The sequence below is a fragment of the Luteibaculum oceani genome, assembly GCF_007995015.1.
Classification (GTDB): Bacteria; Bacteroidota; Bacteroidia; order Flavobacteriales_D; family Luteibaculaceae; genus Luteibaculum; species Luteibaculum oceani.
Window position 1 is genome coordinate 116,617 of record NZ_VORB01000003.1, and the last position, 16,725, is coordinate 133,341.

The following is a 16,725-nucleotide window of genomic DNA, read 5'->3' on the forward strand; positions in this document are numbered from 1 at the left end:
ATTTTTCGCGACAATTATTACTGTTGTTAAAGTAATCCCTATGAAAGACATAATAGAAATTGAGATACTCACAAAGACTGTTGATGACCTACCCATTGGAGTGGGGATCTTTCATATTGATGATCTTAACAACAATAAGAGTATTCGGTACATTTTTATGAATAAAGTACTCCTTTATGAAATGCGTAAAACGCAGGAGGAAGTATTTGGAAATAAAATTATTGAAGTAGCGCCCGAAGCATACGAACATGAAGGTGGAATATTTGTGATAGAAACTTACATGAAAATTGCCCGGGAAGGAGGATCTGTAAACCTTGGTCTTGTAGAGTATTCTAACCACATGGTAGCTGGGACATATGAATGTTCAGTACACCATATTAAGGACAACTATGTGTACGTTATGCTCCGCAACGTAACCGACTTAGAGAAAACCAAAAATGATCTTGAGAAGAAAAATGCAGAGTTAAGCCAGTTTACCCATATGGTAGCTCACGACTTGAAGGCACCCCTCCAGGGAATTTATGCCTCAGTAAATATCATTGAGGACTTCTATAAGGAGGAGTTATCCCCCGAATTATTGGATTTATATAAAATAATGAGTGATAAGGCCAAAAGAATGGACCTGCTTATCACAAACATTTTAAAGTACTGTAACGCAGCGCAAAAGGATGTTAATGTTGAAAGTTTTACTACCACAGATCTTCTCGATGATATTTTAGATCTGTTAAATATCCCAGACAATATTGAAATTAAGACACCTGTTGAAAGCTTTGGCATCCAGGGACCTTACACCAAATTACATCAAGTATTAACCAACCTGATTGGTAATGCAATAAAGTACCACCATAAGTCGGGTGGAGAAGTAAGCATTAAGATAAATATGGATGGTGAGAACCACCTTAAATTTAAGGTAATAGACAATGGCCCAGGGATACCCGAGGAGGATCAAGAGAAAGTTTTCAAATTCCTAGAAACCTTGCAGTCTACTAACCCCGAAAGTACCGGAATAGGACTTTCTATTGTAAAAAAGCTAGTTGAAGATGTTGGAGGAAGCATAGGGCTAGATTCTAAGCCTGGTAGAGGAAGTGATTTTTGGTTCACATGGCCTTTAGACTGCACAAAACCTTAATGATGCATTTAGGTGAAACCCTAAACTAAATTTTTATCTACAAGCAAACCACACCCGTAAATCATTAAACTACAGCTACTTACAACCTGCCCCACAGCCATATTTGAGCAGCCCAATATATTTTGGGATAACATTTCTCCTACTAATTGTTAATCATAGCTTAATTTAGCGCTTTCATTTTCGAAACACTCGGAATTTCTTTTCATTAATGAGATTACCGTTCGAATAAAGCATCCACCAGAAATGGCATTACAAGAAGAGCTAAAGCAACAAGGAGATTTTTTATTTAAGTATAGATCTTACATCCCTATTTTATTGATTTTCATTGGTCTTGGAGTTCAGGTTTACCAAATTAAAACCTATGGAGATCTGGAGAGCAATACTGTTGGATACTGGTTACAACAATTGGCGCTAAGCACAGGTATTCTTGGTTTATTAGTAAGAGTTTTCACCGTTGGATATACACCAAAAAATACCTCTGGAAGAAACGCCAAGGAGGGTCAAGTGGCCGATACACTAAATACTTCTGGGATTTATTCATTAATAAGAAACCCACTCTATTTGGGTAACTATTTAATGTGGGTAGCGGTAGCCATGTTAACAGGTAACATCTGGTTTGTTTTATTGTTTACTCTTGGATTTTGGATGTTTTACGAGCGCATTATTTTTGCAGAGGAAACCTTTTTAAGAAGAAAATTTGGAGAAGCCTACCTTAACTGGGCCAGCAAAACGCCCATCTTTTTACCCAAGCATTTTAATTACCAAAAGCCATCCTATTCTTTCAGTTGGAAGAAAGTGATTAAAAAGGAAAAAAACGGACTATTTGCTTTATTCCTATTATTCTGGATATTCCAATTGCTTGGAGACTACGTAAAAACCGGAGAATTAGAGGTTAACCCAACTTGGCAAGCATATGGTGCTTTGGCCACTGGAGTTTGGTATTTAATCATCAAGGTGATTCGTAAAAACACTTCGTTGCTTAACGAAGAGGGACGATAGAATAACGGCTATTCAATAGTTATAATTTACCCCAACAAAAAAAAGCGAAGCCTCTAGCTTCGCTTTTTTTATGCCTTAGAACTCGGTTTTACCTGGTTACGGTAACAGTTCCATGCTCTTTAAACACCACTTTCTCGTTATATGCAGAGGTTAAGCTAATGTGGTAAACAAATACTCCAGGAGGAACTAATTCGTTTCCTGAAATCGTTCTACCATTCCACCCCTCATCAGGATTTTTTGTTTCAAACATTAGTTCTCCCCAGCGGTTGTAGATTTTAAACTCATACTTCCCTTCCATAGGTTGATCTACAATAGGTCGGAACACATCGTTTATTCCATCACCATCTGGTGTAAATGTGCTTGGAATGAAAACCTGAAGAACACCTGTTACCTCTATCATCTTGCACAAAGTATCTGCACATCCACCATTATTCTTTACCGCCAAACAAATCTCATGCAGACCCGGTTCAGCAGGAAAATCGTATTTCAATCTTCCTTTAGCTCCCACAACACTGCCATTAAATATCCAGTTAAATTTAGTTGCGTCCATTGAAGAGGTAGATCTAAAGGTAATCTCCGATTGCATGGTGGTAGGCTCTCCTGGTCCATACTCAAAATCAGCTATAGGATCGTCGAATGATCTAAATACAACCTCACCGGAGTTGGTACATCCATGAATGGTAGTAACCTCTAACCCAAGCCCTAAAGAAGAATTAGGCTGGTCTAAAACAGGGTATACACTGTCTATGTTATTCTGAACATTACCATTTAAGTTCCATTGAAAAGAAGCTGTCTTGGCATCGTAACTCATGTCTTCGTCGAAATACGCAACCGGGGTAAATGGTGCACAACCTACCAAGGCTGGCAAATACTGAATATTTGCGGCAGGCAAAGGTTTAGATACTACATCTACAGGGTTATTTATAACTGTTCCTACACAACCCGTTACCGTATTCACCACTCCTGTTGGAGTCAACCTTAAACTGTCGTTTGCACTCAACTGACTGAATGAGAATGTACCACTACCACCATTTAAATTAACGGAATAAGGCTTTTGATTGTGGTCTTTATAATTCACATTAAACGGTCCGCTACCACCACTAATGATGTAACCGACAGTTGCTGCATTTTCATCTGCACAAATTTTGTCCCCAACTGTAAATCTTACTTCAGGATTTTCGTTAACGGTTAGCTCCAACTTAGCGGGCAATCCTATGGGGGGACATTGTGGATTACTACCGTCTTTAATATCAGTAATTCTCCACTCACTTGTTGCCACTCCAGCAAAAGGTTGTGATTCAAAAAGTCCATCATCCGGTACGTTTGCGCTAAAAGAACCATTTAACCCATCGGTATAGGATACCGTAAAGGGACCATTTCCTTCTATTTCGAATAAAATGGTTGTGTTTTCACCTTCACAGATTGGGTTTTGACTAAAGCTCATACTTTTTACCTTGGGAGCAGGGTTTACAACAATTTGCGTTGACCCCGTCCCTGAACCAACACAACCGGCACCACCACTTTCGGCTATACTTTTTCCAGTCACGGTGTAGGTTCCCGCCGCTAAACCAGGAATACTTAACGTACCATTTCCGTTGATATCATTTCTTGGGATATCAACATCGTAAGCACCTCCATTAGATACATTAAAAACTAAATCAAAAGGTCCATTTCCTGAAACCGTGTATGGTATGCTTGCGTTTGATCCCTCACAAATTTCTTCCACTCCTTGGGTAAGGGTTAATTTAGGGGTACTACTAACTTGTAGTGGGAACGAACTGGTATTTGTCCCCGAACAAGAATGTACTCCTCCGTCTGTAATCGACACTATTCTAAGGGTGTAATTGCCTGGTGCAGGAGCTGGAAAACTTTCTGTTATTCCCGAACCAGCTGGATTTGAGAAGGAACCAAGAACATTATCGTTTTGATCTACAATGTCGAAATCTACGTTCCCTTCTCCACTAGCGAAATAGGTGAAGTTTACCATATCCCCTTCACATACTTCGGTAGGAATGTTGGGCACAACTGTAGGCAAAGATTTTACGGTAATGTTAGCGATATCGCCACCGCCGGTACATCCCGCAGAAGTATTGTCGGTAACACTTAATATCCTAATCTCATAAGTACCTGTATTTCCCTGTGGATTATAAAGCACAGAAGTTTTAGAACCCTGACTAACTGTAACAGGGGTTTGTGTAAATCCATCAATAAGCCAATTAACAGTTAAATCCCCGCTACCGCTTAAGTATTGAAAATCAATATTGATAGTCTCATCAACACAAATTGTTTCTTGCTTAGATGGATTTAAATCTAAAGGATCTACAAGATTGAAACCAACCTGGGCATTAGGGCCATCGTTTACGGTAACACTCGCAGAACCAGATCCCGATCCTGAACAACCTGTTGCTTGATCGTCAATTCTATTTATGGTGAATGAATAATTCCCCGCAGGATATGGGTTAGGAATTAACAGTGTATCCACTCTTTTATTTGCGGTTACATCTACGTTCCCGCCCAAACCATTACGGAAATTAATATCCCAAGGGCCAATTCCAGTAAGACTTACAATAAGTTGAATAGGATTACCCGGACAGTAAGCAGAGTCCGTTCCTAAAATCACACCCGAAACTGGTGGGTTTACGGTGTATGAACCTAAACCAACTCCAGGGCAAATAGAACCAGAGTTATCTACAACTGAATCAATAGTATAGGTGATAGGACTTTCATTATCCTCGAAGCTTGGAGCCCCAGTAAATCCATTCGCATCGCAGGTGTATACGTCTTGTACGGCATTGAAATCGTTACTCACGTATATAGTCCACTGCGTACCCGAACCGGTTACATCTATATCCAGAAGCGATCCAGAAACTCCACAACCGCTTCCTGCTTTAATAGTTGCTGTTGGAGCCACATTCACATCTAGATTTACTGAATTTCCAGTTCCAACACAGCCGTTCTTATCTACCACGTTTGCAACCGTGTAGGTTGTATTGCTTATTTCCGAAACCGTTTGGGTAGCACTACGACCGACTCCACTGTAAGGAGCAGCGCTTCCACCATTAATAATAATATCAAATGGTGCAGCGGCATTTACCGTTGTTGCGGTTAAAGTAGCTTGATCTCCAGGACAAATAGGATTAGGACTAACTGTTAGCGTAGTTACCGGATTTCTGTAAAAAATAACGGGTGTTCCTTGGCTAACAATAAAGCATCCATCACTTTGCAGAGGGAAATTAGATCCATCATTATCCCCGGCACCGCTGGAGATATAGTATGTTTTCCCGTAAGTCATCCCAGCTTGAAACCCAAATTCACCTGTGTGATTTGAGGCCCAAATTCCCGATAATGAAGGACCATTACCTTCATGTAAGTAATAAGCTAACGTATCGTTTCCATCACTGAAATAACCACCCAAATCAATTCCCTGAGCAGTTTGTCCCTCACAAGCCACTACGGTGGTATCCGTTCTCATGTCGGATGTAGCAGTAGTACAATCACATTTTTTGTTTACGTCAATTGTTGCTCCACCGCATCCATTAGCATCCGTAATGGTTATAGTAGTTGGTGTTTCACTTGGAATAAGGTCTGAAGTAAAGTTACCATTGCCATCGAAGCTTCCTCCAATATTTGCAGCATAAGTACTTGGATCACCGCCAACTACTTTAAATGTTACAATGTAATTTTCATTATCTCCAGCACAGTTCACCTGAACATCAGTAATAACTGGGTTATCGTGAACATCTAAATCTATAAAGCTCTCGGATGCAATACATGGATCTACAGCGGTGATTTCGTATTTAAATCTGTACGTACCAGCGGGAACTGCAGTTGCATCGAATTCATTCCCAGTAATTACCCCTCCAGAAGCCGTAAGCTCTGTCCAGGTTCCATTTCCATCAGGATTATTTCCTAGTAGCTGGAACAAGTTCACCGTATTATCCACGCAAACCGAACCGGTTGCATCTTCTCCGGCATAAGGCTGATTTTCAATAATTAAATTGATCACCGCCGTATCGTTCACACAAGGCAAAATAGACTCCTGAATGTACCAGAAATTATACTCGCCATATCCCAAATTAGTAGTCGTTAAAATGGAGCCCGAAAGTTGCCCTGTGTTATCGGGGTCTTCCCATCGTCCATTTTCATCAAAATCTCCAGTACGGTAATCATTTAAATCCACCGTACCCAATGACTCACAGATATTCCCGAAATTATCATCACCTGCTTTCCAATACGGATTTACAGTAATATTTACCGTTGCCGAACGCGTACCGCAATCTCCAGTAACTTCGTAGGTAAATTGGAAGGTTGCCGGCAAAGTAGAACGATCTAATAACTCTACATCGAAGATGTTTTCGGTTAGTGCTCCAGAATTATCATCATCTATAAAAGTCCCATTAGGGTCCGCACCAACAAAGGCATCTTCTAGATTGAATGGACCATCAAAGGTACATATTGTGGTATCCACTGGCGTTCCTGGATTAGGCTCAGGGGTAACCGTAACATCTACGGTTGAAGTTCCCGAGCAACCTGCAGTTGAAACGGTAAGTGTATAAGTCCCCTCGTAACTAGCATCCGCGGCTGTAATCACCGGATTTTCATCGCTAGAAGTAAATCCATTTGGCCCTGTCCAGCTGTAATTTGCTGCACCAGGAACTTCAGCGAACAGTTTTAAATCTGTTCCTGCACACCAAGGCTCCTCGAAGCTAGGATTGAAAGCACCAAGTGAAATTACGTTCACATCTATGGTTTGTTGTACGTCACACTGCGACGGTAGGTTCTCTCCTCCAACAGTTAATGTGTATGTAGTACTAGCGGTAGGACTAGCTGTTGTGTTTTGCTCGTTTGGCGTTCCCAAACCTGTGGATGGAGTCCATGTGTAGGTTAACTTGGGATCCACACGATAACACATATCCACTTGGAAAGAGGGTCTATTATCGTCAAATTCCTTAACCGCTCCGTACGAACCACATCCCACATCGCTACATCCACTGGCATGAATAACTGAATTTCTTCCCGGTGTATTTGTTTTTCTCAATTGTCCCCGAGATGTTGCCCCTCGCCAACAAATTTGCACCACTAGGTTGGATTTTCCATCCCACTCAAAATTTTCATCTAACACAAGAATATTCCAGCCATCGACTAAGCTGGTATTTTTGGGCGTGTAAACAACATCTAATCCTGTAACCCATTGAGCATTTGCGCTGGAGGTATAGGATGATTTGTTGGTACAGCCCATAGAAACTTGGAAATTAGGCCAAGAACCATTGGTTGCGGAATTCAGCTCTATTTGATATATCTGGCCTCCATTTATAAAAGAGGGAAATTCCGATGCCTCAATAATGAACTGCGTTTTAGCGGAGTTGGTATAATTTCCAGATCCATTTGAACAAACTGAAACACCACCACCCGTACCAGCCCCAAGAGCCTGATAGGTATTATCGGTAACTGTACCCATTCCAAGTTGTACATGTCTGGTAGAACCTTGGCATTCTGTTGTTTTACCACAAGAGTAATTGGGAATTCCAATTTCTGCCTCCGAAACTAGGGTAACCGTTTCACCGGGACACAGAGGGCCAGGAGGCACTTGCTCTACTTGTACTGTTTGGCGACGAACATTTACGGTAACATTATCTGTACAAGTGTTGGTGCCGTCATCATAGGTTACGGTGTAAGTTGTGGTGTTAAGCGGCACCACTGGATCGGTGGCTCCAGTGTTTCTTGCAATACCTGTATGTTGCCAGGTGTAGGTAACGTTTGGTGGATTGGCAATAATTTGAGCATTATCCATCCCCCAGTGATCTAAATAATTTCCTGGTGTACCTGTATTACCAAGCTGTACCCATCTAATTCTTGTGTTATTGGTTAAAGCCGGAGTTAAATTGGCTGGAGTGGAAAATGGGTATCGTTTCCAGATCGTTCTATCTGGGTCATTACCATTCCCTGGACCATAATAGGCTAGGTTATTCCATGTAAGTCCGTTGTCAACTGAGTACTGCAACGCAACTCCTTCATCCCCAGCATCAGGGTTCTCGCAAGGAGATGCATTCCCATTTAAATCGGGATCGGCAAATCGCATATCCCACGAAATAAATGCGCCATTAGCAATGGGAAGCCCTGTAGTTTCTAAGGCCCTTGGCGAAGGAGTATTTTGGTTAAACCAAATGTGAGGTCCATTGCCAGGATGATCGGGTAAACAAGGATTATCGAATTGAGCAGTTGAGGAATTTGCCCAAGTACCGTAATTTGCTGTTGAATCGTTGGGATCTCCCTCCGGACATTGAACCTGCCCACAGTTAAAATTATTCCTAAAGGCTAAAACCCCAGAACCTGCGGCACCCAGGCGTACGGTATCACCACAAACAATATCAACGGAAGAAGCAAAAGCCTCCACAGTACAGCCTTGTCCAAACGTATGAAAGGTGGCGCCAATACAAAGTATCGAGGCCACCAAATATTTTAGGTAATTCTTCATCTTATTTCTCTAAGCTATTCACAGAAACTTCAGTCATAACCGCCTTATCTAGTACGGGATAGCCCTGCAGATCGAGCCACTTTCTGTGTATTCGTAATCCTTCGTTTAATCCAACTTTACAGCGACCTTCTCTTACTTCACCTGGCGCCAATACCAATCTTCTTAATCGATCCCTAGATTCATGATCACAATTGGTACATTCACCATCATAATAAGTATCGTTATACCAAGTCACTTCCACGGTCTCCTTACTTAAATTTTCTAATCTCAGTAGGATGTACTCCGCGAATAACCCCTCACTGGGAATCCTACAATCAGCGTAAGTGTAACTGATTTTAAAATCTTTTGTAGAACTGACTGTCATCCAGTCTGAAACAGGAGTCAATTCAAATTGCGCATTCGACATTTCGCACAATCCAAATAGCACACTGAAAATCAATACTAACTTCTTCATTGGTAGCAATTAAGGTTCTTTTGCAACAGGTACTGCAAGTTATTTAATAGACACCCCCGAGTACCCTTCTGTTGCCTAACTGTTATGGTTTTATTAAATCTCTAGCCTTTCAATATTCGACCCAAAAACTTCGACCAAAGCCCAATTTTACCTGAGCAAAGTGATACTTCCTTTTTCAAGGATGTCGAAACTGTATTTATACGCTGGTTTCGCAAACAAGCGGTATACATACACGCCATCTGGAGCTAACTCTCCTAGTTTGGTTACACCATCCCATTCAACTTCTGGATCTTCAGATGCATAAATCAACTCGCCCCAGCGATTGAAAATCTCCAACCTAAAGTCATCTGCAATCACTTGTGTTAAAGAAGGTTTCCAAGTATCATTAATCCCATCATTATTAGGGGTAAACGCAGTTGGGAAATAAGCGAAGATTTCCCCTTCTACAAAAATGGATTTACAAATGGTATCCATACAACCATAAGCACTTACCGCATTAAGACACACTTCGTAGTAACCTTCCGTATCATGAGGGAAATCGTAGAAAAAGGTTGGACGGTGTAGAATAGAGTCTTTCTCTATTGCCCACTCATAATCGATCGCCCCCAGTGTTTCTTCTGTAAATCGAACCTGATAATTAAGTGTTGTTGGTTTCTCTGGCGAGTAACTAAACTCCGCAACAGGATCTACGTAGACATTAATTTTCTTGGTTTCCGGAATAGCTTGACAGCCGTGGATGGTTTTAAAGTTTAAGGTTAACTCATGTGTTGAACCCTGGTCGGTAAATCTTAAATCCAAGGTATCCTCATCCTGATAATTCGCTAATTGATTTAGACTCCATGTCCAGTTTTCTACCCTATCGTCATACTTATCTGAAGGCTTAAAGACGGCCTGTATATCCAAGGGAGCACACCCTCCAAATTCACTCAGACTAAAACTTGCTGCAGGAATAGGCTTAACCACCACGGTTGCGTAATCAGCAACACGTCCGTTTGCAATATTACCTTCACAACCGGTAAGATTATCCACTATTCTCAACGGGTGTAACTCTAAAGAATCAAACCCATTGTAATCGATAGTTGTTATCGCCAAATCGCCATAACCTACGTAAGCCTTTGTAAAGTTCTTACCACCTAACTTATCATTAAAGTACACCGTAAACGGACCGTCGGAACCAAATGCATTTAATTGCAACACAGCATTTTCACCCGAACAAACCAAATCACTACCCGTAAACTTTAATCCAGGTAAAGGATTAACCTGCAAGGACTCAGTGGCTGGCATATTTTGAGCAACGCACCCACCCGAATTACCATTGGTCTGGGATGTCGCATCCTCTATTTTAGTGATAACAAAATCAGTAGGAGCAGTTGCTATAAAATCATGTGAAAAATTTCCTTGCGCATCGGTTTGTTCAGAGTAGTTATTGCCCAGTCCATCAGTAAAATCAACCTGGAAAGGACCGTTACCCTGAATCTCAAAATTGAACTTATTTCCTTCACCATAGCATACCGGATTAGTTTCGAAGTAACTAGTTATTAAACCGGGGTTTGCTACTACTTCAACTGGTATTTTACCCGAACCAGCATTTACGCATTGCGCATTAGACCCATCTCTAACCTCAACAATGCTAATTTCATAGTTTCCAGGAGCAACTCCAGAGAAGGTATATTTAGCCAGGCCTCCTGGAGTAGTTTTCGTCTCTACTAAATCTCCACCTACTAAATCTTTTAATTCAAAATCAACTTCTAGATCTGGCCTTCCCGTCGTGGTGAAATCGAACTCCACAACAGCACCCTGACAAATTGAAATTGGTCCTCCCACTAATTGTGCGGTTGGCAATTCTACCACCTCTAAATTTAAAGTTCCTTGATAGCTTCCAGAACATGCGGGACTAACAGATTTCTCTTTAAGATTTTGAATACTGAAAGTATAATTACCGGTGCTTGCCGGAGTGTATGTAAATGTTTGGTCCGTAAGATTTGGATCCGCATCTAAAGTCGCCACTAGGCCATTCGCGTCATGAATCTCGAAATTGGTCAGATTTTCTGCGGAAACCGAATAGGTAAAGACCACGCTTTCCCCTTCGCAGATCTGATTTTTATCCAATGAGATAGTTAGCTGAGGCAGCGGCTTAACATGGATATCTACCGCATCTACATCAACGGTCTTACATGCAGCTGGACTTTGATCCTGAATACTCACTAATTTAAGTTTGTGATCTCCAACCGTTAGAAGATTACTAGGAATAGTAACCGTGGACTTTGATCCTGAATTCAAAACCAGATTTTGTAGTGGCTCCCCGTTGAATTGATACACCACATCAAAGTTTTGCCCCGCTCCGGACAAATACTGGAAATCAACCGATTGATTACTCCCTACACATATATCAACTTGCTTTAATGGGTTTGGATCTGGATTCCCACTAATCCCAAAACCTAATTGCGCCTGCGGTCCTGGATTAATATCCACTTGAGCCCCTTGCCCAATAACCTGTCCTATACATCCAGTGATTTCATCCCTAATTTTATCGATGTTGTATTGATAACTACCCGCAGCAAGAACAGGGGTAAACTTATATTGGTAGGTTCTTTGGTCCGTAATAAAGGACTCCGAATTACCTGCGTTATCACTAAAATCAACCGACCAAGGCCCAATACCCGTAAATAAAAAGTTAAGGGTGATTTCAGCACCTTGACAATAGGTAGCATCTGAGTTAACAATTTCGGCAGTTGGACTAGGATTAACTGTGAAACTTCCAGTTGTAACTCCCGGACAAATTGAACCTGAATTATCTGCCACACTTACCAATGTGTATGTTACAGCTGTGTTGGGATTTAGTTCGGTTAATGGCACCGAAGTACCTGCTGCGGAAATATTGGACAGTGTTTGTTCGGTATTGTCAAAATCGTTGGTATAGACCACCTCCCATGAATCTCCATCTCCACTAACGTTAATATCGAATTGAAGCGGGTTATTGTCGCTACATGCTACACCCGTTACAATATCTGCCCTTGGAGATATATTTACATTTACGTTGTACGAATCTCCTGGACTGTAGAAGCAACCTGCGAAAGATTTTATATAGTCAACCGTGATTTGGGTATCATCCAGCGGATTACGTGTAATCACAACCACTCCCGAAGTTACATCACTGGTATCTACAATTTGATTCCCCCCTATACTGTAGGCATATTCAAACGGTCCCTCTTCTGGATTGGCAATACTTATGGTGAGATTTACCTCATCACCAGGACAGATAACTGTTTTATCAATTGTCGAGGAAATTGAAGGTAGCTTATTCCAAACTACAGGCGTTCCAGGCATAAACTGGTAACAAGGATCTAGTGGATTTGGGAAACCAGTACCATCGTCATCCCCTGCTGCCGAGGAGATATAATATACCTGCCCATATTTCATGGTTCCCGGATCGAAACTGAAAAAGTTATTATTCGAAGCAGCAAATACGTTTCCGAGTTTAACCCCAGCTGAGTCGTGCAAGTAATAGGCAAGCACGTCGTCACCATCGTTGTTAAATGGACTTATTTCTTTTCCGCTAACATCTATCAAACCACAAAGTGATATAGTGTCTTGGGTATCCATTTGAGGTGCCCTTGTTTTACAATCACAATCTTTAGTAACTGTAATTTGATCTGTAGCACAACCCCAAGAATCGCTAAGCACAATGGTCTGAGATTGATTTGATGGGATGGGGTCGGTGGTATAGGTAACCCCGTCTGCCGCAAAGCTTCCTGAGTAATTTACGGCATAAGAATTCTCATCCCCACCCGCAACTTTAAATGTTACGGTATACCCTGTTAAATCTGGGGTACAAAAGGTTTGAACATCTGTAATTTTTGGAGCATCCCTAAATTCTATACTCAATTCACTAGACACCGTATTACAAGGAGCAGAGGCTGATATAGTGTATTGAAATTTATATATCCCTGCTGGCACCGAGCCATTATCTGGAGCATTTAGGAAGCCATTGCTTACATCGAAAGTGGTATCAAAATTTTGAATTTGAGTCCAAGAACCGCCATTATCTGGGCTGCCTCCCAACAAGGTTATAAGATTTAAATCGGCAGGTAAACACTTGACAACTTGTGCATTTTCTCCGGCGTCCGGCTGATCGATTATAGAAATTTGATATTTCGCTGTTTCAGGAACACAAGGAGCAACCCCAGGTACGATGTACCAAATTTCATGCGTTTCGCCTGAACGCCCAGTAGGATCAAAAGTTGAACCAGAAAGTGCACCTGAATTACCTGGATCTTCCCACGAACCATTTGCATCGCTATTACTTGGTCTAAAACTATTTAGGTTTACAGCACCACCCTCGGCACAAAGGGTTTTGGCAACATCCGATCCCGGCTGTGGCTTTCTCTCCACTCTTACTACGACCTCCGTTTCCACCACGGTACACCCATCGTCTATTTTATAGATAAAAGAAAAGTCTCTTGGAAGCAGATTATTATTTAAGTTGTTCGGTTTGAATGTAGATCCAGACAATGCTCCAGAACTACTATTATCTACCCAAACACCACCTGGATCGTTTCCAGAAAGAAGTGAAAACAAGTCGAGATCTCCACTGGTTTTACAAAGTGTTGTGTTGCTCCCAGTACCCGTATTCGGATCTTGCGTAACAGTGACCACTATTTCAGCAGTATCATTTTCACAAGGTCCTACTCCATCAACTATGTACCAAATTCTATAGGTATTTCCTCCAAGCCCATTAGGATCGAAAACAGATCCTGAAAGCTGTCCTGAACCATCTGGATCTTCCCAATTTCCACCGGTGTCGAAACCTGTACCTAATAGAGGTCTGAGATTCACTGGATTGGCCTGCGCACAAACAGACAGCGTATTATCCGTACCGGCATAAGCCTCTTTCTTAACTTCAATTTTAACTCTAGTAGTTTGATCTCCACATAGATCAGTAAGTTTATGTGTAAAGTAAAATGTTCCAGGCACCTGACCATTTGAAAGAACCGTTGGATCAATTACGGAACCTGAAAGCATACCGCTTCCATTTTCATCCTCCCATACTCCATTTTCATCCTGATTCTTAATTCGGGTAAAAAGGTTTAGCGGATCGCCATTCGAGCACAAAACCGTATCCGTAGGGGTTCCCGGATTAAGTGGATCAACAACGGTTACCTCCACACGCGCAACAGCATCAGTACAGGGTGAAACTCCAGTTACAGTGTAATCGAAATTATAGGTTCCACCTCCTAAACCACTGGGATTTAATGAAGAACCAGAAACTTGGCCAGTTGCATCCACATCCACCCATGATCCTCCATTATCATACGGTCCGGTTAAAAAGTCAAAAAGATCTACAGAACCATTTGCTGAACAAATCGTCAGCTCACTTCCAGAACCGGCCACCGGCTCTTTATTTACGGTAACCTCAACCGTAGATTTTCTAGAACCACACTCTGGATTAGAAACGGTATAGGTAAACTTATACGTTTTGGGTAACTCGGAGAAATTAACCGCTGACGGATCGAAGTTGGATCCATTTAATCCACCACTATTATCATCATCCGACCAGGCACCTCCTGCATCTTCACCATTTACTAAACCTTGGAGTGCAACAAGACCAGAGTTGGTACAAACCGATAAAGTTGATGGATTACCTGGGTTTGGAGGAGTTACTATTGTAACCTCCACCGAGCCGCTTCCAGAACATCCATTAGAAGATACGGTAACGGAATAGGTACCCGCATTTGCCGCCGTTGCTCCAGTTATAACTGGATTTTCCTGATTTGAGGTAAATCCACCTGGACCAGACCAAGAATAAGTCGCTCCAGAAATTCCAGCAGATAACTGAAGATCGTCTCCTTCACAAATAGGGCTATTCGAAGTGGGAGTGATGTTACTTACATCCACTACATTTACAGTAACTGTTTGACTTACATAGCAAGCATCTGGAGCACCCTTTAGCTTAGCTTTTACCTCATAGGTAGTGGTCGTATTAGGATTGGAACTTGGATTTTGAGTAGTGTTGGATGGATTAAAATTGGCCGTTGCTGGCCCCCACTCCCAGTCTATTTCTGGGATGAACGGTTCACACAAACCAAAATGGGTAACGGGTCTTCTGTAATCTCCGAAATCACCTGAAGAGGTACAGTTAGAGTTTCCAGAGAACGGACTGGTAGTACGATATACATAATCCACACAACAACCGAGATCGTTAGTCTGAATTTCAAAACCTGTCGGAACATCATTGGGATTATCATGGCAATATTCTACCACTAAATTTGAAACACCATCCCAAACATAAGCCTTGTCAAGGGTAAAAAGATTCCAACCGTTTTTAAGATCGATTCTTGAAGCAGAATAAACTGTATTCATTCCTCCCTCAAATTGATCGTTAGAGCAACAGTCATAATTAGCCCTGTTGGTACACTTCAGCTTAATGTTGAAGTTCCTTACGTATGCTACCTCATCACTAAACGTTAAATCAATGTTTCCAAAAAAACCAACCTCAACGATTTTACCTGGTTTTAATCCCATATTGAGGAGCTCGTTTCGAGTGTAAAGAAACTGTACTCTTCCAGATGCTTGACCATCCAAAAAATTCATATTCCCGTTGTTATAACCGACTGGACCTCCGGTATTCATTACCACTGTAGAAGGAGTACTTCTACAACCAACGTTGTTATCTACTGCACAAGCGGTAGGTGCTGGTTCGCGTGGCCCAAAATCAGCGGTTAAGTTTACTTGATCACCAGGACAAACTGTTGTTTTATCTACAGCTGCAGATACGTTGATATTGCTAACGTTTACAGTTACATTGTCAGTACAAGTATTGGCACCATCGTTATAGGTTACGGTATAGGTGGTAGTAGATGTGGGCTGGATTTCAGGTGTTGAACCATCTGATTTTGGCACACCAGTATGCGACCAAGTATAGGTTGCATTGGGTGGATTCGCAACTATGGTAACATCTTCTACTCCCCAGTGATCTAGGAAATCCCCAATACTCCCAGTATTATTTAACTGGGCAATTCTAACTCTCGTCGCAGTAGTTGCCGGAGGAATATTTGCCTGATAGGTCGTCCATGCGGTACGAACTGGGTGATTTCCGCCCTCTGGACTGTAATAAATTATCGTAGTCCAGTTTGTTCCATCGGTGGAGTACTGTATAAAAACACCCTCGTCTTCACTATCTGGGTTTTCACATGGCGAATTATTTCCATTAAAATCTGGATCGGCCATTCGCATATCAAAGGTAATAGCCCCTCCATTCACTAAATTAAGAGGACCCGTGGCTAGAATTCTAGGTGAAGCCGAACTTTGGTTAAACCATAAATACGGATTTCCATTTGGATGCTGAGGATTACAAGGGTTGTTATATTGTGCAGAAGAGGTTTGTGCCCATTGACCATAATTGGGAGCCTCTGGGCACTCCACTTGCCCACAGTTAAAGTTTGCATGAAAAGCTGTGATACCAGATCCAACAGCACTCAATTGAACCTTTTCTCCACATAAAATATCTGTGTAATTCGCACCTGCATTAACCGTACATTGAGTATAACCGGCAACAGGAATAAATATTAAACCAAGGAACAAAATCTTTAAAAAGGGGGACATCCTCATGACAACAGCTTAAAGTCGATTCTATAAATTTTTCCGTTTATCGAAAATTTTAAACTTTGG

General features: G+C 41.6%; 5 protein-coding genes. 2 read left to right on the top strand and 3 right to left on the bottom strand.

Annotation, left to right across the window (positions count from 1 at the left end; genetic code table 11):
- The first annotated feature begins 40 nt into the window (after positions 1 to 40).
- On the top strand, positions 41 to 1,129 hold the full coding sequence (locus tag FRX97_RS03980; RefSeq protein WP_147013632.1) for a sensor histidine kinase: 1,089 nt from the start codon (positions 41 to 43) through the stop codon (positions 1,127 to 1,129).
- Between the two features lie 243 nt (positions 1,130 to 1,372).
- Entirely contained in the window at positions 1,373 to 2,128 is a 756-nt protein-coding gene (locus tag FRX97_RS03985; protein WP_147013634.1) for a methyltransferase family protein, read from the top strand.
- Positions 2,129 to 2,216: 88 nt separating this feature from the next.
- Here the strand turns inward: FRX97_RS03985 and FRX97_RS03990 are convergent, their stop codons facing one another.
- The 3 genes from FRX97_RS03990 to FRX97_RS04000 form a co-directional block, all read right to left on the bottom strand.
- Positions 2,217 to 8,603 carry a T9SS type B sorting domain-containing protein gene (locus FRX97_RS03990; protein ID WP_147013636.1) on the bottom strand — a complete coding sequence of 2,129 codons (6,387 nt, stop codon included), beginning with the start codon at positions 8,601 to 8,603 and terminating at the stop codon, positions 2,217 to 2,219.
- Position 8,604: 1 nt separating this feature from the next.
- Positions 8,605 to 9,057: a hypothetical protein gene (locus tag FRX97_RS03995; protein ID WP_147013638.1), complete on the bottom strand. Its 453-nt coding sequence runs from the start codon at positions 9,055 to 9,057 to the stop codon at positions 8,605 to 8,607.
- 147 nt (positions 9,058 to 9,204) lie between these two features.
- Positions 9,205 to 16,665, bottom strand: coding sequence for a T9SS type B sorting domain-containing protein (locus FRX97_RS04000; RefSeq protein ID WP_147013640.1), 7,461 nt, complete (start codon positions 16,663 to 16,665; stop codon positions 9,205 to 9,207).
- Positions 16,666 to 16,725 lie beyond the last annotated feature (60 nt).

Bases quoted from the DNA above. Each gene is read 5' to 3' on its own strand.
- FRX97_RS03980 (WP_147013632.1), top strand. From the start codon at position 41: ATGAAAGACATAATAGAAATTGAGATACTCACAAAGACTGTTGATGAC.
- FRX97_RS03985 (WP_147013634.1), top strand. From the start codon at position 1,373: ATGGCATTACAAGAAGAGCTAAAGCAACAAGGAGATTTTTTATTTAAG.
- FRX97_RS03990 (WP_147013636.1), bottom strand. From the start codon at position 8,603: ATGAAGAATTACCTAAAATATTTGGTGGCCTCGATACTTTGTATTGGC.
- FRX97_RS03995 (WP_147013638.1), bottom strand. From the start codon at position 9,057: ATGAAGAAGTTAGTATTGATTTTCAGTGTGCTATTTGGATTGTGCGAA.
- FRX97_RS04000 (WP_147013640.1), bottom strand. From the start codon at position 16,665: ATGAGGATGTCCCCCTTTTTAAAGATTTTGTTCCTTGGTTTAATATTT.